The organism is Micromonospora sp. NPDC048898, assembly GCF_043198035.1.
GTDB lineage: Bacteria > Actinomycetota > Actinomycetes > Mycobacteriales > Micromonosporaceae > Micromonospora.
Window position 1 is genome coordinate 85,577 of the sequence record NZ_JBICUF010000014.1, and the last position, 18,954, is coordinate 104,530.

14 protein-coding genes are annotated in these 18,954 nt (G+C 71.0%); 5 read left to right on the forward strand and 9 right to left on the reverse strand.

Translation table 11 applies throughout. The annotated features are described in order from the left end of the window. Positions 1-48: 48 nt before the first annotated feature. The 9 genes from ACGFIQ_RS28165 to ACGFIQ_RS28205 all read right to left on the reverse strand — a co-directional run bounded on the left by ACGFIQ_RS28165 (position 49) and on the right by ACGFIQ_RS28205 (position 11,219). Complete coding sequence (locus ACGFIQ_RS28165) at positions 49-984, reverse strand: sugar phosphate isomerase/epimerase family protein (protein WP_393248511.1); 936 nt, start codon at positions 982-984, stop codon at positions 49-51. Continuing rightward, complete coding sequence (locus ACGFIQ_RS28170) at positions 981-1,931, reverse strand: SCO3242 family prenyltransferase (RefSeq protein ID WP_393248512.1); 951 nt, start codon at positions 1,929-1,931, stop codon at positions 981-983. Before ACGFIQ_RS28170 ends, ACGFIQ_RS28165 begins: the two co-directional genes overlap by 4 nt. Beyond that, a complete protein-coding gene (locus tag ACGFIQ_RS28175; protein WP_393248513.1) occupies positions 1,915-3,081 on the reverse strand; it encodes an inositol-3-phosphate synthase in 1,167 nt (388 codons plus the stop codon). The genes ACGFIQ_RS28170 and ACGFIQ_RS28175 overlap by 17 nt, the downstream gene beginning before the upstream one ends. Before the next feature lie 479 nt (positions 3,082-3,560). After that, positions 3,561-4,736: a Gfo/Idh/MocA family protein gene (locus ACGFIQ_RS28180; RefSeq protein ID WP_393248619.1), complete on the reverse strand. Its 1,176-nt coding sequence runs from the start codon at positions 4,734-4,736 to the stop codon at positions 3,561-3,563. A gap of 52 nt (positions 4,737-4,788) precedes the next feature. Beyond that, positions 4,789-5,841: a substrate-binding domain-containing protein gene (locus ACGFIQ_RS28185; protein WP_393248514.1), complete on the reverse strand. Its 1,053-nt coding sequence runs from the start codon at positions 5,839-5,841 to the stop codon at positions 4,789-4,791. Positions 5,842-5,939: 98 nt separating this feature from the next. After that, the gene (locus tag ACGFIQ_RS28190) at positions 5,940-7,067 is read right to left on the reverse strand and encodes an ABC transporter permease (protein WP_393248515.1); all 1,128 of its coding nucleotides are present in this window, start codon (positions 7,065-7,067) and stop codon (positions 5,940-5,942) included. Beyond that, the gene (locus ACGFIQ_RS28195; RefSeq protein WP_357071062.1) at positions 7,064-8,572 is read right to left on the reverse strand and encodes a sugar ABC transporter ATP-binding protein; all 1,509 of its coding nucleotides are present in this window, start codon (positions 8,570-8,572) and stop codon (positions 7,064-7,066) included. Before ACGFIQ_RS28195 ends, ACGFIQ_RS28190 begins: the two co-directional genes overlap by 4 nt. Before the next feature lie 133 nt (positions 8,573-8,705). Next, the gene (locus tag ACGFIQ_RS28200; RefSeq protein ID WP_393248516.1) at positions 8,706-9,884 is read right to left on the reverse strand and encodes an ROK family protein; all 1,179 of its coding nucleotides are present in this window, start codon (positions 9,882-9,884) and stop codon (positions 8,706-8,708) included. A gap of 315 nt (positions 9,885-10,199) precedes the next feature. After that, complete coding sequence (locus ACGFIQ_RS28205) at positions 10,200-11,219, reverse strand: YihY/virulence factor BrkB family protein (protein ID WP_393248517.1); 1,020 nt, start codon at positions 11,217-11,219, stop codon at positions 10,200-10,202. Between the two features lie 868 nt (positions 11,220-12,087). Here ACGFIQ_RS28205 and ACGFIQ_RS28210 point away from each other — a divergent pair. The 5 genes from ACGFIQ_RS28210 to ACGFIQ_RS28230 all read left to right on the forward strand — a co-directional run bounded on the left by ACGFIQ_RS28210 (position 12,088) and on the right by ACGFIQ_RS28230 (position 18,938). After that, the gene (locus ACGFIQ_RS28210; RefSeq protein ID WP_393248620.1) at positions 12,088-14,148 is read left to right on the forward strand and encodes a TRAP transporter permease; all 2,061 of its coding nucleotides are present in this window, start codon (positions 12,088-12,090) and stop codon (positions 14,146-14,148) included. Further along, positions 14,145-15,167, forward strand: coding sequence for a TAXI family TRAP transporter solute-binding subunit (locus tag ACGFIQ_RS28215; protein WP_393248518.1), 1,023 nt, complete (start codon positions 14,145-14,147; stop codon positions 15,165-15,167). The genes ACGFIQ_RS28210 and ACGFIQ_RS28215 overlap by 4 nt, the downstream gene beginning before the upstream one ends. A 62-nt stretch (positions 15,168-15,229) precedes the next feature. Then, complete coding sequence (locus tag ACGFIQ_RS28220; protein WP_393248519.1) at positions 15,230-17,584, forward strand: nitrate- and nitrite sensing domain-containing protein; 2,355 nt, start codon at positions 15,230-15,232, stop codon at positions 17,582-17,584. Next, a complete protein-coding gene (locus tag ACGFIQ_RS28225) occupies positions 17,581-17,973 on the forward strand; it encodes a roadblock/LC7 domain-containing protein (protein ID WP_357070995.1) in 393 nt (130 codons plus the stop codon). Before ACGFIQ_RS28220 ends, ACGFIQ_RS28225 begins: the two co-directional genes overlap by 4 nt. Then, positions 17,970-18,938 (forward strand): TAXI family TRAP transporter solute-binding subunit, encoded by a 969-nt coding sequence (locus ACGFIQ_RS28230; RefSeq protein ID WP_393248520.1) that lies wholly within the window; start codon positions 17,970-17,972, stop codon positions 18,936-18,938. Before ACGFIQ_RS28225 ends, ACGFIQ_RS28230 begins: the two co-directional genes overlap by 4 nt. Positions 18,939-18,954 lie beyond the last annotated feature (16 nt).

Sequence of the window (18,954 nt, forward strand, 5' to 3'; positions counted from 1 at the left end):
TCCTCCCTCGTGCTGCTCCAGGTGCCCCCATCACCCTTTGCTCTGCACCTATATATGCGCCGGAGCCTCGTCGGCGGGTGTCGCCTCAGCAGGTGCCGCCGCAGCGGGTGTCGCGGCGGCGGCGCGCAGGAAATCGATCGACCGGGCGGCCACCTCCGGTGCGGCGTGCGAGTCGCGGGGCAACTCGACGGCGACCAGGCCCCGATAGCCGGCCTCGGCCAGGGCGGCCAGCACCGGCGGGAAGTCGATCTCGCCGACGCCGAACTCCAGGTGCTCGTGCACGCCCCGGCGCATGTCGTCGATCTGCACGTTGACCAGGTGGTCGGCCACCTCGGCGACGCACTGCGGCACCGGCCACGGCTCCAGGCACCGGCAGTGGCCGATGTCGAGGGTGATGCCGAAGCGGGCCGGGTCACCGAGGGCCGTGCGGAGCCGACGCCAGTCGGCGATGTCCTGCACCAGCATCCCCGGCTCCGGCTCGAAGCCGAGGGTGACGTCGGCGGCGTCCGCCGCGTCGACCACTGTGGCGCAGCCGGCCACCAGCCGGTCCCAGGCGCACTGCGGTGACACCGTCTCGGGCCGCACACCGGCCCAGAACGAGACCGCCTCCGCGCCCAGGTCCGCGCCGATCCGGACGGCCCGGCGCAGGAACTCGATCCGCCGGGTCGGGTCGTCGTGCAGCAACGTCGGGGCGTGCTTGTGCCACGGGTCGAGCAGGTAACGGGCCCCGGTCTCGATCACCACCGCCAGACCCAGCTCCTCCAACCGGCGGCCGAGGACGGCGACCCGGCGCGCGAGCCCCGGCGCGAACGGGTCCAGGTGGTCGTGGTCCAGGGTGAGCGCCACCCCGTCGTAGCCGAGGTCGGCGAGGACGGCGAGCGCGTCGTCGAGTCGGTGGTTGGCGAAACCGTTCGTGCCGTACCCGAGTCGCAGCGTCGTGGCGTCTGCCGTCGGCGGTGCGGATCGGGGCTGGGGAGCTGTCATGTCGGCGAGACTTTCCGGGCCAGGCGTCGACCCAGCGGCGCGGCCGCCGCGACGGCCAACCCGAGCAGGCCGGCGCCACCGCGCGCGGTCAGCGCCCCCTGGAGGGCGGGCAGGCCGGTGATCCCGGCACCGACGGCGGCACGAACCCGCCCGGCCGACGGATCCCGGATCACCTCGACCTGGGCCGCGCCGTAGCGGACCGCGTACCACCCGGCCAGCACGGCGGGCAGCACGGCCGCGACCCCGGCCGAGCGGGTACGACCAGCACGCCCGCCGACCTCGTCGGCCGGGCCCCGGGCGGTGGCACCGCTCCGGTCGGCGGCACTGGCGGCTGCGCGTCGGGTGTGCGGGAGGGCGGCGCTGGCGGCGACCAGCGCGGTGCCCGCGAGGGTGCGCATCGGCAGCGCGGCGTCGGCGCCACTGACCTCCCGGCGGGACAGCGCGGTGACCGTCCAGGTGTGCGCGGCGACGGTGACCGCCGCCGGCAACGCCCTGGTCACCCGGCCGCCGGACGCGCCGAGCAGCACATCCAGGCCACGACAGGCGGCCATCACGGCCGGACCGGCGGCGGTGTTCTTCGCCAGCAGGTCGTACCCCCAGATGGTGGCGGCCAGCGGCACGGCGAGCGCGGCGGCGCGGCGACCGCCCACGGCGGCGGCCAGGCCCACGCCGGCGGCCGTGAGGCCCGCCGCGAGGCCGACCGCGGCGGCCGGGGTGATCCGCCCGCTGGGGATCGGCCGCTCGGGCCGCTCCACCGCGTCCAGGCCACGGTCGGCCCAGTCGTTGGCGGCCATGCCGGCCCAGTAGAGCAGCACCGAGGCGCCGGCCAGGGCGGGGGTACGCGGACCCAACGCGCCGGCCGCCGCCGCGCCGGCGACCACGTCACCGGGGACCGAGAGCGCGGCCGGCGCCCGGACCAGCTCGGCGAGGTCAGCCAGCGTGGTCATCGGCACCGTCCCCGCCGGTGTGCAGCAGCCGCGTGAAGTCGGTCAGCCGCGCCCACTGCTCACCCAGCGAGTGGCTGGGCGAGCCGAGCGGGTCCTTGAAGAAGAAGCCCAGCTCGGTCAGCGGCCCCACGTGCCCGGCGGCGTGCGCGGCGGCGGTGAGTCGGGCCAGGTCGAGCACCAGCGGCGCGGCCAACGCGGAGTCGCAGCCGTGCCAGGTGAACTCCATCCGCATGCCGGTGCCGAGGAAGCCGGCGAAGGTGATCAGATCCCAGGCGGTCTTGAAGTCGCCCAGCTCCTCGACGTACTCGATGCGGGTGCCGCCCTGCGGGACGTAGCCCAGCGTCTCACCGAGCACCCGCTGCTTGCTCTGCACCTTCGCGGCGTTGGCGGCCGGGTCGGCGAGGGTGGCGCCGTCGCCACCGCCGAGCAGGTTGAACCCGGACCAGGAGCGCACGTCCAGGTTGCGCATCGCGAACATCGGCGCGAGCACGGACTTGACCAGGGTCTCCCCGGTCTTGCCGTCGTGCCCGGCGTACGGCAGGCCGGCCTGCTCGGCAAGCGCCGCCAACGCGGGCAGCCGCAGCCCGGTGGACGGGGTGAAGTCGACGAACGGGCAGCCGGCCAGCAGCGCCGCGTACGCGTAGAGGGAGCTGGGTGGCAGCACCTCGTCCGGGCCGGTGAGCGCGGCGCGCAACGCGTCGGGGTCGGTGTGCCCGGGGTGCGGTGCTGCGGTGGCCTCGGTGGCGGAGACGTTGACGACCACCACCCGGTCCAGCCCGTGCCGCTCGCGGAAGCTGGTGAGGTCGCGGACCACGGCGTCGGCCCGGTCGGCCTGGCTGTCGCCGACCGGTGCGGGGCGCAGCTCCTGCTCGACCACGCTCAGCTCGTCGCGGAGCGCGGCGACCAGCCGCCAGGGGATGACGCCCGCGTCGGCCAGCGCCTCGGCCCGCTTGGACAGCGGGGTGGCGGCCAGGTCGTGCCCACCGAAGACGAGGTCCGCGAAGGCCGGCAGGGCGGGGCCGCGCAGCTCGGGTAGCTCGGTGACGCAGCCGGTCGGCCCGGCCAGACCGGCTCGCAACGCGAGCCCTCCGACGATGCTGGTGGTCGCGACGGAACCACGCGCTCCTATCAGCCAGACACCTGTTCGCATGGTGCTCCTTCCCCGTCCTCGAGGAATCGTCGGTACCGCTAAATATAGGAATATCAGAATAAGTTTCGGAAAGATACGGCCTTGCTTGGATGGACCCCGCCCACCCGCTCCGCACCGGGACGGCACCGGTTTTCCGACGTCGGCGTCGGCGGCGACGACGACGGACCGGTCCCCGGTACGGGTGCGGGCGGACGGGGTTGGTAGGCAGGGTCGGGTCGGCGTCTCGACCCTGCCTCCCCCGCATCCGGTCTCCACCGGTGGTGGCGGTCCTCCGGTGCGGCCGGGGAATCCCGGTCCGGTCGCACCGGACGACCGTCCTGCTCGTGCGCCACCGGGCCGTACGGCCCGGCTGCACGCTCCCCGCCGCCGACCTCGTCCCGACCGCGGGGCGCAATCCGCGGTCGGTCCCTCGCCGGTCGGCGTCGGAAAGCCGGTCGGGCGACGGCGGTGCGAACACCGCCGTCGCGGATGGTCAGAGGTCAGGCGGCGGCTGTGACAAGCGCCGGTTCCACCTCGGCCCAGGAGGAGCCGAGCTCCGCCGAGCGGGCCACCGCGTCCAGCACCAGCTGGACCTGCAACGCGTCGGCGAAGGAGGGAGTCGGGTCGACGCCGGTGGCGACCGCCTCGATGAAGTCGCGCATCTCGTGCGTGAACGAGTGCTCGTAGCCGATGATGTGGCCCGGCGGCCACCACGCCGACATGTACGGGTGCTCGCCCTCGGTCACCAGGATGCGGCTGAAGCCCTGTTCCACGGTGGGCCGGGTGGCGTCGTAGAACTCCAGCTCGTTGAGCCGCTCCAGGTCGAAGACCACACTGCCCAGCGAGCCGTTGATCTCGACACGCAGCGCGTTCTTGCGACCGGTGGCGAACCGGCTCGCCTCGTACGTGGCCAGGGCGCCGCCGTCGAGCCGGGCCACGAAGACCGCGGCGTCGTCGACGGTGACCGGCCCGGTGGGCACCGAGCCGCCGTCCACGGTGGCCGCCAGACCGCTGGACTCGGCCGGCAACGGCCGCTCCTTGACGAAGGTCTCGGTGACCGCGCTGACCCCGCTGATCCGCTGACCGGTGACGAACTGGGTCAGATCGATGATGTGCGCACCGATGTCACCGAGCGCGCCGGAGCCCGCCCTGTCCTTCTGCAACCGCCAGACCAGCGGGAACTGCGGGTCCACGATCCAGTCCTGTAGGTACGTCGCACGGACGTGTCGAATCACCCCGAGTCGTCCGTCGGCGACCATCTGGCGCATCATCGTGACCGCGGGGACCCGGCGGTAGTTGAACCCGCACATCGACCGCACTCCGGCGGCCCGGGCGACGTCCGCCGCAGCGGTCATCGCCCGCGCCTCCGCCACCGTGTTGGCCAACGGCTTCTCGCACAGGACGTGCTTGCCGGCGGCTAGCGCGGCCAGGGCGATCTCGGCGTGACTGTCGCCCGGGGTGCAGATGTCGACGACGTCGATATCGTCCCGGTTGATCAGTTCACGCCAGTCCGTGGTGGACGCGTCCCAGCCGAGCCGATCGGCGGCATCTGCCACCTTCGTTGTGTCTCGGCCGCAGATCAGCGCCATCCGGGCCCGCGCCGGCAGGTCGAAAACGCGGTTCACGGTGCGCCACGCCTGTGAGTGCGCGGCGCCCATGAACGCGTAGCCGACCATGCCGACCCGCAGTTCTTTGTGTGTCGTGGACAAGGTGGCCTCCCCTGGTATGTCAGAACCCGAGCTTGTCGTAGCTGCTCGCGTTCTCCTTGGTGATCGTCTCCGAAGCCAGGGTCACTTCCTTCGGAACCTGCAGCTCCGTCAGGTCGCCCAGGCCCCGACCCTGCGCGATGAGCCGCGCGAGCGAGATAGCCGACGAGGCCATCGACGGGTTGTAGGTGACAGTCGCCTTGAGCACCGTGTTGTCGGCCTTGATCGCGTCGATCGCGAGCTTGGAGCCGGCGCCGCCGACCATGAAGAACTCCGACCGGTTGGCCTGCTTGATGGCCGCGAGCACACCGATGCCCTGGTCGTCGTCGTGGTTCCAGATCGCGTCGATCTTCGGCAGCGCCTGGAGCAGCTGGGACGCCTCGCGCTGGCCGCTGTCCGAGGTGAACTCCGCCGAACGGCGGTTCTTCACCGTGAAGCCGTAGGTCGCCAGGGCGGCCTTGAAGCCCTCGCTGCGCTCGACGGTCAGCGGGATCTCCAGACCGGCGATCTCACCGATGACCGGGTTGGTGACACCCTTGTCCTTGAGCATCTTGCCGATGAAGTGCCCGGCCGAGACGCCCATGCCGTAGTTGTCACCCTTGATCACCAGCCGGGAGGCCAGCGCGTCGGGGAACGCCCGGTCGAGGTTCACGATCGGGATGCCCGCCTGCATCGCCTGGAGGGCAACGGCGTTGACCTCCTTGCCGTCGTGCGGCAGCACGACGATGATGTCCGGCTTCTGGGCGATCAGCGTGCCGAGCGTGGAGCGCTGGGCCTCCGAGTTCGACCCGCCGTCGACCTCCTTGAACTCCACGTCCGAGTAGGCCGCGGCCTGCGCCTTGGCGTTGGCGTGGATGGCGCCCATCCAGCCGTGGTCGGCGGCCGGGGCGGAGAAGCCGATGACGACCTTCTTGCCCGGGGCGTTGTTGCCCTCGGCGTTGCCGGCGGCCTTGGTCTGGGTGCTCGCCGCCGGGGTCTCGTTGCTGGTGCAGGCGGTGAGCAGGGTGGCGGCGCCAACTGCGGCTCCACCGAAGAGCAACCGGCGGCGCGACAGGTCGCGACTGTGCTGGGTCATGAACGACCTCCTGGGAGCGGAATTTCAGTTGATAAGGGTGTGCGGGGCCCGGCCGCCGTCGAATTTCTCGACGTGGCCCGGGACATCGGTGCGGTGCGTCAGGTTGCGGTGGTGACCCTGTTCCGCGCGAGGAGCCGAGTGACGGACTTGAACTGGAACTGCTGGATCAGGACGGCGGCGACGATGATGCCGCCCTTGACCATGTTCTGTGCCTCGATGGAGAGGCCGTTGATGGCGAAGAGGTTCGTGATCGTGGCGAAGATGATGACGCCGAGCAGCGAGCCGACGATCGTGCCCCGGCCACCGCTGAGCAGCGTCCCACCGATGATCGCCGCGGCGATCGCGTCCAACTCGTACAGGTTGGCCATCGCCGCCTGCGCCGAGGTGGCCTGCGAGGTGAGCATGATGGCCGCGATGCCGCAGCACAGACCGGAGAGCGCGTAGAGCAGCATGGTGTGCCGCCGGACGTTGATGCCGGCCAGCCGGGCCGCCTCCGGGTTGCCGCCCACGGCGATGGTCCGCCGGCCGAAGGTCGTCCGGTTGAGCAGGATCCAGCCGGCTACCACCACCGCGCCCAGGATGTAGACGAGGATCGGGATCCCGAGAACCTTGCGCGCCGCGATGTCGTTGATGAAGGTGCTGCTCGACACCTGGGTCTGCTTGTTGGAGATCGACGCCGCGAGCCCGCGAGCCGCCACCAGCATCGCGAGCGTCGCGATGAAGGGAACGAGCTTCCCGTACGAGATGAGCACGCCGTTGACCAGGCCGACGCAGATGCCGACCACCAGCGCGGTGAAGATCATGCCGCCGGCGCCGTAGCTCTGGGTGGCCACCGTGGTGCACCAGACACCGGCCAGCGCGACGATCGCACCGACCGACAGGTCGATGCCCCCGCCGATGATCACGAACGTCATTCCGACAGTGACCACGCCGACGACCGACGCGAGTTGCAGGATGGCCAGCACGTTGTTCCAGACCCAGGTCGGGTCGCCGTACAGGTCGGGCTTGGTGATCGCGCCGACGATGATGAGCGCGGCCAGGACCCCGATCAGACCCAGGTTGCGCTTCGCGCCGTCGCCGCCGTCGCCCCGCCACCAGGAGAGCCGGCCCCCGGATGCTGCCTTGTCGCTGGCCACCGCCGTCTCCGCCGGGTCCACCGGCGGCGACTGGGCCGGAAGCTGCGGGCGCTCCGGTGTCGCGGTGGGAGTGGGAGTCGCGTCGCTCATGCCGGTGCGCCTTCCATCAAGGACCCCGCCATCACGAGGTCGAGCACAGTGTTTTCGTCAAGTTCGCCGGCCGCTGCTTCACGCACGACCCGCCCTTCCCGCATCACCAGCACCCGGTCGGCCAGACCCAGCACCTCGGGCACCTCGCTGGAGACCAGCAGCACCCCGACGCCCTGCGCGGCCAAACCCCGGATGACCTGGTAGAGCTCAGCCCGGGCGCCCACGTCCACGCCCCGGGTGGGCTCGTCGAGCAGCAACAGCTTGGTGCCGCCGAGCAGCCACCGCCCGACCACCACCTTCTGCTGGTTGCCGCCGGACAGCGTGCGTACCGGCCGGTCGACGTCCCGGGGCCGCAGCTCCAGGCTCTCGGCGATCCGGTCCGCCTCGGCGCGCTCCTTGGCGGCGTTGGTGAAGCCGAGCCGCGCGTACCGACCGAAGGTGGCCAGCGTGACGTTGCGGTAGATCGGCTCGCCGAGCAGCAGCGCCTGACTCTTGCGTTCCTCCGGGGCCATTCCCATGCCGGCCCGCACGGCGGCGCCGACGCCGGGACGCAGCACCTTGCCGTTCATCCGGACCGACCCGGCCTCCGCGAGGCGGGCGCCGTAGATGGTCTCCAGCAGCTCCGAGCGGCCGGAGCCGACCAGGCCCGCGATGCCGACGATCTCCCCGGCGCGCACGTTCAGCGAGACGTCGGCGAACTCACCCGTGCGGGTCAGCCCCTCCACCTGGAGCAGGTCGGCGCCGGCGGGGTCCTCGGCCGGGCGGTCCGGGAAGACGTACTCGATGGTGCGGCCGGTCATCCGGCTGACCAGGTCGCGGGTCGGGGTGTCGCGCGCCGGCAGGTTCGCCGCCGTGGTCCGGCCGTCCTTGAGTACGGTGACCCGGTCGCCGATCTCGCGGATCTCCTCCATGCGGTGGGAGATGTAGATGACGGCGATGCCCTGCGCGGTCAGCTCCCGGATGATCCGGAACAGGTTGCCGACCTCGTCGTGGGCCAGCACCGCGCTCGGCTCGTCCATGATGATCAGTCGTGCCTCGTGCGACAGCGCGCGGGCCATGCTGACGATCTGCTTGCCGGCGGCCGGCAGCGACCGGACCATCCGCCCGGGCGGGATCTCACCGTGGCCCAGCCGGCTGAGGATCTGCCGGGTGTGCCGGGCCATCCGGCCGCGCCGGACGAACCCGAAGCTGCGGTACTCGTGACCGAGGAAGGCGTTCTCCGCCACCGACAGGTCCTCGACGAGGTCGAGCTCCTGGTAGATGGTGGCGATGCCGGCCTTCATCGCGGCCTGCGGGTTGGTGAACGTGGCCGGCTCGCCGCGCCACTCCACCTGCCCGGAATCCGGTTGGTGCACACCGGAGAGCACCTTGATCAGGGTCGACTTGCCGGCGCCGTTCTGCCCGAGCAGGCAGTGCACCTCGCCGGCACGCACCTCAAGCTGCACGCCGTCCAGTGCGCGTACACCGGGGAAGGTCTTGACCACGTCGGTGAGGCGCAGGACCACCTCGCCCGCGACGGTGTCGGCGGGAGCCTCGACCAACGGTGCCTCGGCGGCGGCCTCGGCCGACGCGGTGGCGGGGTCATCCTCGGACAGAGCCACAGTCTCCTCCTCGCTCACGACAGGATCTCGGTCTGGTTCATGCGGCTTCCGCGAAGGCGACATCGCCGGCGAGCACCGCCGCGCCGGTGACACCGGCACGTCCACCCAACTCGGACAGCACGACCGGCAGGTTGCCGGTGGCCAGCGGCAGCGACCGGCGGTAGACCACACTGCGGATCTCGGCGAGCAGGATGTGCCCGAGTTGGGCCAGCCCACCGCCGATCACGATCATCGACGGGTTGGTGAAGCTGACCAGGCCGGCGAGCACTCCGCCGACCCGCCGTCCGCCGTCACGGATCAGTTGGATGCACGTCACGTCGCCCTCGACGGCGCCCTCGGCGACGTCCAGCGCGGTGACCACCCCGCGCAGCGCCAGCCGCTCGGCCAGCGCCGGCGACGTCCCGCTGCGGGCGGCGGCCAGGGCGTCCTTGGCCAGCGCGGCGCCGCTGAACAGCGCCTCCAGGCAGCCGACGTTGCCGCAGGAGCACATCGGACCGTGCGAGTCGACCTGGATGTGGCCGATGTCGCCGGCGCAGCCGTCGGTGCCCCGGTAGACCTCACCGGTGAGGTAGATGCCGCAGCCGATGCCGGTGCCGATCTTGATGAAGAGGAAGTCGTCCACCGAGTGGGCGACCCCACCGTGCCGCTCGCCGATCGCCATGATGTTGACGTCGTTGTCGACCACCGCCGGGCAGCCGTGCTCCCGGCTGAGCAACTCGCGCACCGGGAACCGGTCCCAGCCCGGCATGATCGGCGGCGACACCGGAACGCCGTCGCGGAAGCTGACCGGGCCGGGAACGCCGATGCCCACCGCGTCCAACCGCTCATAGGCGCCGTCGACCCGGGCCTTGTGCAGCAGCTCGTTGACCCGCTGCAGGGTCACCTTCGGTCCGTTGCGGATGTCGGCCGGCTCGGCGTACTGGGCGACCGGTTCGAGGCGGCCGTTGACCACCTCGATGTCCATCGAGCTGGCACCGAGGTCGACGGCGGCGAAGCGCAGGTTCGGGTTCAGCTCGACGAGTGTCGAGCGCCGCCCACCCCGGGAGGCGGCGAGCCCCGCCTCGGCGACATAACCGAGCGCGACCAGGCGATCCAGCTCGGCCAGCATGCGCGGGCGCGGCATCTGGAGTCGGTCGCCCAACTCGGCGCGGGAGACGGCCCCCTCGTCGCGGAGCAACCGCAACAGTCGCACGTGCAGGGGGTCGGCGGTCCGCACCGGGGGGTCACCTCTTCATTGGCATCGTTCACATCGACGCAACGTCGAAGTGTTGTGTCCGACACAGTAGGAGCGCGCTGTGCCGCGTGTCCAGAGCTTCAACCGTTCCGAGATGAACTTTTGTCCGAAAGAACAAAAGCTACTAGTCGATCAAGAAAAGGATCACGGGCCGCCCGCGTCCGCTCGCCTGGAGTTCCATCGACACGCACGAAATCGCCCCGCCAGTCGATCTTCACTGGCGGGGCGATGGGCTGCGGGGACGGTCGGTGCGGAGCCGCCGGTCGTTCCCGGTGCGGGGCGCCGGCGCTGCGGGAGTCAGCGGCGGTTGGCGGCGTTGCGCCTCTTGCGGAGCTTGCGGTCGTCGCGCAGCTCGACGTACGGCTCGTCGTCGACGCCGTGACCGGCCGCGATGGCGCGGCCCCGCTCCAACTCGGCGTCGAACTCGGCACCCAGCAGGATCGCGATGTTGCTCAGCCACAGCCAGACCAAGAAGATGATCACCCCGGCCAGCGCCCCGTACGTCTTGTCGTACGAGCCGAAGTTGCTCACGTAGAAGGCGAACAGGCCGGAGATCACCAGCCAGATCACCACGGCCAGCACACCGCCCGGGCTGACCCAGCGGAAACCGCCGTGCCGGGCGTTGGGTGAGGCCCAGTAGAGGATCGCGAACATCAGGCTGACCAGGATCAGCAGCACCGGCCACTTGGCGACGTCCCACACCGTGACCGCCGCCGAGCCGAGGCCGACCACGTCTCCCACCGTCTCGGCGAGGCGGCCGGTGAAGACCACGATCACCGCACTGGCCAGCAGCAGCACTCCGACCACCGCGGTCACGCCGAGCCGGATCGGCAGCGTCTTCCAGATCGGCCGGCCCTCCGGCACGTCGTAGATGCTGTTCGAGGCGCGCATGAACGCGCCGATGTAGCCGGACGCCGACCAGAACGCGGCCACCACACCGGCGATCGCCGCGATGCTGGCCAGGCTGCCGTTCTTGTCCGCCGCGGTGATCGCGTCGACGATGATCTGCCGGATGCTGCCCTCCGGCACCGCCTGGTTGACGGTGTCCTTGACCCCCTCGGTGGCGCCCGCGCCCAGCAGACCGAGGATCGAGATCAGCACCAGCAGGCCGGGGAAGATGGACAACACCCCGTAGTAGGTGAGCGCCGCCGCCCAGTCGGTGAGGCTGTCGTCCTGGAATTCGCGGACCGTGCGCCGCAACGCCGCCTTCCAGCCGCTGCCGGGCAGGTCGGTGGGGCTGTCCGGCCCCGCGTCGGGCCCGACCGGCGCACTGGCGTCGGCAGGCGTCCGGTGGGCGGCAGACTCGTCCGAGGCCATCGCCCCTCCTCACACGTCGGTGGTGGTGTCACCTCCGACATGCCCCGTGGACCCGCGCCGATAACCCGGACCGCGCCCGGCGTTTCGACATTTGATCGACTCGGCTTTCATGAAATCGGAGTGTCAAGGCCGCCTCGATGCCCCGACTTCAGGAAAGGCGAGTCGATCTTGGAGCGGCGCCGAGTGGTGGCCCCGCAGGCGTCAACGACCCCTAGCCAACACCCCAGAGAACCCGAAAGAAATGCAAGGACCCGACGGTGCTGCCGGCCCGGGCCATCCACAGTGATCATGGAGGCAATGAGGTTCGGCGGGATTCGGCAATACGACTGGCCAGCGCGATAACAAGAAGGTCACACCGGCAAGTTTTTTCGGCTGACAGCCGGGCGAGATCCAACCAGGCCAAGCTATCTAAAGCAGCACCAAACCGGCGCGCTCAGACGGTTGATGTCACTGTCGGTGATCGCGAGCTGGGGGATGCGTGTCTGGGACGCCGACAACTCACCGCCGCCGCGAGCGGGGCCACGCAGCCTTCACGACCTGCCGAATCGTCGTTGTATGAGACTGTTGCCAACACGAAAACCATTCGACAATCGACATTCCCAGGGATTTCCCTCACGAAACAGTAGTCACCCAGAGCAATCATGGTCAACAATATTCCCATACAGCGCAGTCCCCCGTATTGTCCCCCAGCGTGTCATCAGCGCACCCCGTTCAGGACTCCGTCCCCTCGCCCCGAGGCGACGACGTGCCCGCATCGGTCGACGTCGACGAACGGCCGCTGAGGCCACCCGCCGAGAAGGGCCCGGCCGCCGAACCCGGTGGGACCGACCCCACCCCCGTAGCCGTCGGCGGGCAGCCCGACCCGGAGTTGACCGCACAGTTCGAGGACGAGAAACCGGGCCGGGTGTTCACCGGGCCACTCGGCTTCTTCTTCGCGGGCGTCACGCTCGCCGTCGCTCTCCTCGCCATCTACCAGGTCTTCTTTCCGCTGGCGCAGGGCAGCAAGTTCTACCTGATCATCTTCCTCGCCGGCGTCCTGCCGATGGTCTTCCTGGCGTATCCATCGGGAGTGCGCCGGCCCCGACGAGGCACACCGGCAGCGCCGGCCGACCCGGCGGCCAGCTCGCCGAGCCGGACGCGCCCCACCCCGGTCGACTGGGTGCTCGCCGTGGCCGCGTTGCTGAGCTGCCTCTACCCGGTGTTGCCGATGGCCGTCGGTACGGGTGGCGGCGGATACGACGCCTTCCTCGATCGACAGGGGCTGCTCGACCCGGTCGACCTGGTGCTGGGCACCGTGCTGCTGCTCCTGCTGCTGGAGGCGTGCCGCCGGACCACCGGCTGGATCCTGCCGGCGGTCTGTCTGCTCTTCCTGGCCTTCGGCTACTACGGCGGGCTGCTACCGCAGTCCTGGCCAGTGGCCCATGCCGGCCTCGACTTCGGGCAGCTCGTCGACGCGTTCTACAACTCCGACAGCGGCTTCTACGGCACCCCACTGGACGTGGCCGCCTCGTACATCGTGCTCTTCACCATCTATGGCGCGGTGCTGGACCTCTCCGGCGCTGGCCGATTCTTCGTGGAACTCTCCGCCGCCGCGTTCCGCCGCTCCCGAACCGCACCGGGACGCACCGCGGTGGCCGCCGGCTTCCTCCTCGGAACCGTCTCGGGTTCGGGCGCGGCCACCACGGTCAGCATCGGCTCGGTCACCTGGCCGATCCTGCGCCGAGCCGGCTATCCGCCGGAACGGGCCGGCGGCATGCTCGCCGCCGCCGGCGTCGGCGCGATCCTGTCGCCGCCGACGCTGGGGGCCGCCGCGTTCATCATCGCCGAGTACCTCGGCGTCTCTTACCTCCAGGTGCTCGGCTGGGCCACCGTGCCGACGCTGCTCTACTACCTGGGCATCCTGCTCGCGGTGGAGATCGACGCCCGCCGCTCCGGGGTACGTCGGGTCACGATCGACGCCGGATCGGCCTGGTCGCTGCTGGCCCGCTTCGGCTACCACTTCCTCTCGCTGATCGTGATCGTCGTGATGCTCGCCCTCGGCGCCTCGGCGACCAGGGCCGTGGTGCTGGCCACCGTGTTGGCGGCCGTGCTCTCCTTCCTGGACCGGCGACACCGACTCACCCCCGCACGCCTGGTCGAGGCGCTCACCAACGGGGTGCGCGGAGTGCTGGCGGTCAGCGCGGTCTGCGCCGCCGCCGGCATCATCACCGCGACCACCACCAAGACCGGGCTCGGCCCGCAGGCCGCGGCGCTGCTGCTCAGCGGCGCCCAGGCGGTCAGCTCCGACCCGTTCGTCGTGCTCCTGCTCACCGCCCTGCTCGCCGCGCTCGCCCTCACGCTGCTCGGCCTGGCCGTGCCGGTCACCGCCTCGTTCGTGATCGGCTGGGTGATCATCGGCCCCGCGCTGCTCAACCTGGGTGTCGACGCACCCGCCGCGGCGATGTTCGTCTTCTACTTCGCGGTGCTCTCCGAGGCGTCGCCGCCGACCGCGCTCGCCGCGGTGGCCGCCGCCGCCGTCACCGGCGGTCGACTGGTCCCGACCATGTGGCAGACCCTGAGGTACGCGCTACCCGCGTACCTCATCCCGATCGCCTTCGTGCTCACGCCAACCGGGCTCGGGCTGCTCGGCATCGGCGGGGTGGAACGCATCCTGCTGGCCGGCCTGACCACCGCGCTCGGAGTCGCGGTGCTCGCGGTGGCGGCCGGCGGATGGCTGCCCGGCATCGGCCCGGCCGGAAAACCCGAGCGGATCGTCGGCGCGCTCGCCGGGCTGGTTCTGCTGTGGCTCGAACCTGTCCCCGTCACGGTCGGCGCCGCACTTGTCGCGCTCACCGTGGCGGGTGTTCTGCTCCGTCGCGGAACGGCCAACCGGACGGCCGCCGCGGACAGGGGCGTCAACCGGAAAGACCATCAGGAGGAGAACAGGTGAGACGGATCAACGTGCGAATAGCCGCGAGTCTCGGGGCAGTGACCCTGATCGCGGCCGGCGTCGCCGGATGCGGAGGCCGTCAGAAGAACGCGGCCACCGACGACACCTCCAGCGCGGTCGGCTGCGAGGTCACCAAGGACACCCGGGTCGGCATCGCCACCGGCAACGCCACCGGGGTCTACTACGTCGTCGGCAACGCGCTCGCCGGGCAACTCGCCACGGCCAGCGGCGGCAAGCTCACCGGCACCGCCGCCGAGACCGGCGCCTCGGTGCAGAACATCGAGCAACTCGTCGCCGGACAGTACGACGTCGCCTTCTCGCTCTTCGACACCGCGGTCAACGCGACGCAGGGCAAGGGCACCTTCAAGGGGCCGCAGCCGGTGAAGGCGCTCGCGCGGATCTACGACAACTACACCCAGGTCGTCGTCCGGGCCGACTCGGGAATCACCTCGGTCGCCGAGATGAAGGGCAAGAAGATCTCCACCGGATCGCCCAAGTCGGGCACCGAGGTCATCGCTCAGCGGCTGCTCACCGCGGCCGGCCTCGACCCGGCAAAGGACATCCAGGCGCAGCGGCTCGACCTGACCAAGACCGTCGACGGCATGAAGGACGGCAGCATCGACGGTTTCTTCTGGTCCGGCGGCACCCCGACCGGCGGCGTCACCGACCTCTTCACCACCGCGGCCGACAAGGTGAAGTTCATCGACATCAGTTCGCTGCTGCCGAAGATGGCAGAGCTGAACCCCGCGTACCAGGCCGGGACGATCACCAAGGACGTCTACAAGACTCCCGCCGACGTCCCGACCATCGTGGTGCCGAATGTGCTGCTGGTCCGCGACGACCTCGACGCCAACGTCGCCTGCGTCATCACGAAGACCGTGTTCGAGAAGAAGGATGCCCTCAGCCAGGCCAACCCGGCAGCCAAGGGCATCGACCTGACGAACGCACGCAAGACCGACCCGGTGCAGCTGCACCGTGGGGCGGAGACGGCACTGACGAAGCTGAACGCCGCAAGCTGATCCGATCGTCCCGGCCCGGGCCCAGCGCCCGGGCCGGGCACCACCCCGACCCGGGAGACCCCGTGCCGCTCCCCGCCCACGTACGCCAGCACCGCTCCGGCGGTGTTCTGGAGAACCTTCGTTCGATCCGCACCCAGCTACTCGCGCCGATCCTGGTGACCATCATCAGTCTGACCGTGCTCGGTGCCGCGCAGACCACCGCCGCGCTCGACGCCAGCGCGGACGCCGAACGGGCCCGTGTCCTCTCCGGCACCGCCACCGTCACCGTCCAGTTGGTTCACGAACTGGAGCGGGAACTCGGCGAAACGGCGGCGCTGCGCCAACGTGGCGGCACCTCCGGACGGCCCCTCGTGGACGCCCAACGGCGTCGCGTCGACGCCGCCGTCGAGCGGTTCCGCTCCGCAGATGAGCAGGCCCGGGAGTCGGTGCCCGCGCTGTCGTCGGTGCTCGGCAGTGCCAGAGGTCAACTCGAACAGCTCTCCCCCAACCGCGCCCTGGCGCTGACCGGCACGGAGGCGGACGTGGCGTACGCCCGCACCGTCGAGTCCCTGCTGGCCGTCGCGGACGCGCTGCCGGCCCAGTTGCGGGACCCGGAGTTGGCGAACGCCGCCCGGGAGGTCGCCTCCGTCGCCACCCAGGAGCACCTGGCCTCCGTCGAACGTGACCTGCTGCGCGCCGTCTTCGTCCGGGGCCGGCTCAACCCCGGCGAGCTTGCCCGGCTCGGTTCGCTCAACGGTGCCCAGGAGCAGCGCGAGGCCGAGTTCCTCCGGATCGCGACCGACACGGCGAGCAGTTCCTGGGCCCGGCTGCTGACCGGCGGTGACGTGGAGACGGCCCGCACCATGCGGGACGCGGTGCTGGACACCGACGGTGGCGCCCAGGCGATGACGACCGACGGCGACGCCTGGTTCGTGGCGCAGAGTGGCACCCTGCGCCGATACAACCTGCTCGGCCGTGAACTCTCCGAGGGCCTCGACCGCGACGCCGCGGCGTTGGCCCGCGACACGCTGCGGACGGCCCTGCTCACCGGTGGGGTGACCGGTGCCGTGGCGCTCGGTTCGCTGATCACGGCCGTGGTGCTGGCGATACGGATCAGCCGGCGGTTGAGCCGCCTCCGGGCGGCGGCGTTGGCCATGGCGAACCACGAGCTACCGGAGCGGATCACCGCCATCGCCGCCGGGGCGGAGCGCCCGGACGAGAGCGCCGCCGGGGCGGCCACCGCCGCGATCGCGCGTGGTCGCGACGAGGTCGCCCAGGTCGCCGCGGCTTTCGGCACGGTCAGCCAGGCCACGCTGCGCCTCGCCGGCGCGCAGGCCGAGTTGCGCCTGGACATGACGCGGATGGCCGAGGCGCTGGCCCGGCGGATCCGCACCCTGATCACCCGTCAGCTACGGCTGCTCGACGACTTCGAGCGCGAGGAGACCGATCCCCGGATCCTCGAACGCCTCTTCGCACTGGATCACCTCGCCGCACGCCTCCGTCGCAACGGGGAGAACCTGCTGGTCCTCTCCGGCGGCGAACCGAGCCGGGGGCACGAGGCTCCGCTGCACCTGGAGGACGTGGTCCGGGCGGCGGCCTCGGAGATCGAGCACTATCCCCGGGTGGAGCTGAACCTGCCGACGGCCGGGGTGCAGGGCGCGGCGGTCGGCAGCCTGGTGCACCTGCTCGCCGAACTGTTGGAGAATGCCACCGTCTACTCACCGCCGCACACGCCGGTGCTTGTCGACGGCCGGCACACGGTGGACGGGCTGTTGCTGCGGGTCCACGACCACGGGATCGGCATCCGGCCGGGCCGGCTGGCCTCGATCAACGCGCGGCTCGCGAGCCCAGCCATGATCAGCAGTGCGGCGGCCGGCAGCATGGGGTTGCACGTGGTGGCTCACCTGGCCGTCCGGTACGGGATCCGGGTGCAGCTCTACAGCACCGGCACCGGCACCATCGCCCAGGTGGAACTCCCCGACCTGCTGTTGACCCGGATCGAGACGGTCGCCCATCACCAGCCCGTGGCGGGTCGGCCGCTGGCCGGACGGCCGGCGGCCTGGTTCCGGCCGATCAGCGACGCCGCGGCCGGGGCACGGCCACTCGTCGCCGCCCAGGGCGCGGCGGGCGGGCAGGCTCGCGGCGTCGCCACGGTGCCGCCGCCCACCGGGCCATTCCCTGGCGCTGCCCCCCTGTCGCCGCCGGCTGCCCCGCCAACCCCGCAGCTCACCGCCGGTGGGCTGCCTCGTCGGAGCCGCGGTGACTCACTGCCCACGCAGTTGCCCACGTACGTGCCTCCCCCACCACCGACCCCCGTCAGCGAGTCGGATCTGCTCGATCCCGAGGTGGTCCGGCGTCGCCTCTCCGCCCTCGCCGAAGGCGTTGCGAGCGCCGCCCGCTCCAACCCGTACACGACACCCAACGGGAGAATCCGATGAACCCACCTGTGACAACAGGCCTGGACTGGCTGCTCGCGAACTTCGTGGACCAGGTTCCGGACGTGTCGCACGCCCTCGCGGTCTCCGAGGACGGGCTTCGACTGGCCGCCTCCCCGCACCTCTCGATCGACCAGGTCGACCAGCTCGCCGCCGTGATCAGCGGACTGGCGAGTCTGACCGTCGGCGCGGCTCGGCTGATGTCCGCCGGCCGCGTACGCCAGCAGATCGTCGACATGGACGGCGGTGTGCTGCTGGTGATGGCTGTCGGCTCACGCGCGCTGCTCGGCGTGCTCGCGGCACCCGGTTGTGACCTCGGCCAGATCGGCTACGAAACCGCGACCCTGGTGCAGCGGGTGGCCGAGGCCCTGGAGCCGGCGGTTCGCCGGTGACCACACGAGTACGGCGGCTGGGGGCGGCACTGCTGCTGGCCGTGCTCGTCGCGGGTTGCGGCGGCGAACCGTCCACGTCGGACGCCTGGCACGGCGGGCGGATCTTCCTGGCCACCGGCAACACCACAGGTGTCTACTACCAGCTCGGCGGCGGCTACGCGGACCTGATCAATCGACATCTGCCCGGCTACGAGGCACGGGCCGAACCGACCGGCGCATCGGTGGAGAACATCAACCGCCTGGCCAGCGGCGACATGGAGATCGCGTTCAGTCTCGCCGACACCGCGGCCGACGCCATCGACGGAAGGGGCGCGTTCGACGGGAAGCCGCAGTCGGTCCGGGCGCTGGCCCGCATCTACAGCAACTACACCCACCTGATCGTGCGCGCCAACAGCAAGATCGAGAACGTCGCCGGCCTGCGCGGCAAGCGGGTCTCCACCGGCTCGCCGAAGTCCGGCACCGACATCATCGCCGGCCGGCTGCTCACCGCGGCCAATCTCGACCCGGACCGCGACGTGCGACGGCTCACCCTGTCGCTGCCCGAGACGGTGAAACAGATGCGGGCCAACAGCCTGGACGCCATGTTCTTCTCCGGTGGTCTGCCCACCCCCGGCATCAAGGACCTGCTCACCAGTTCGCCCGGCGCGTTCCGGCTGCTACCGCTGGACAACCTCCTCCCGCCGCTGGAAAAGGGCTACGGTCCCGTCTACACCACCTCGACGCTGACCGCCAACGTCTACAACACGGCGAGTGACGCGCCCACCATCACCGTGGCGAACGTGATCCTGGTCAGCGCCGACATGCCCGACGGCCTGGCGTACGACCTCACCCGGATGCTCTTCGAACACCAGGCGGAGCTGATCGCCGTCCATCCCGAGGCAGCGAACTTCACCCGGGCCAGTGCCGCGCTGAGCGAGCCGATCCCGCTGCATCCCGGTGCCAGCCGCTACTACCGGGGGAGTTGAGCGATCGAGCGTGCCC

Bases quoted from the DNA above. Each gene is read 5' to 3' on its own strand.
- ACGFIQ_RS28170 (WP_393248512.1), bottom strand. From the start codon at position 1,931: ATGACCACGCTGGCTGACCTCGCCGAGCTGGTCCGGGCGCCGGCCGCG.
- ACGFIQ_RS28180 (WP_393248619.1), bottom strand. From the start codon at position 4,736: ATGGTCGGCTACGCGTTCATGGGCGCCGCGCACTCACAGGCGTGGCGC.
- ACGFIQ_RS28225 (WP_357070995.1), top strand. From the start codon at position 17,581: ATGAACCCACCTGTGACAACAGGCCTGGACTGGCTGCTCGCGAACTTC.
- ACGFIQ_RS28175 (WP_393248513.1), bottom strand. From the start codon at position 3,081: ATGCGAACAGGTGTCTGGCTGATAGGAGCGCGTGGTTCCGTCGCGACC.
- ACGFIQ_RS28205 (WP_393248517.1), bottom strand. From the start codon at position 11,219: ATGGCCTCGGACGAGTCTGCCGCCCACCGGACGCCTGCCGACGCCAGT.
- ACGFIQ_RS28165 (WP_393248511.1), bottom strand. From the start codon at position 984: ATGACAGCTCCCCAGCCCCGATCCGCACCGCCGACGGCAGACGCCACG.
- ACGFIQ_RS28185 (WP_393248514.1), bottom strand. From the start codon at position 5,841: ATGACCCAGCACAGTCGCGACCTGTCGCGCCGCCGGTTGCTCTTCGGT.
- ACGFIQ_RS28190 (WP_393248515.1), bottom strand. From the start codon at position 7,067: ATGAGCGACGCGACTCCCACTCCCACCGCGACACCGGAGCGCCCGCAG.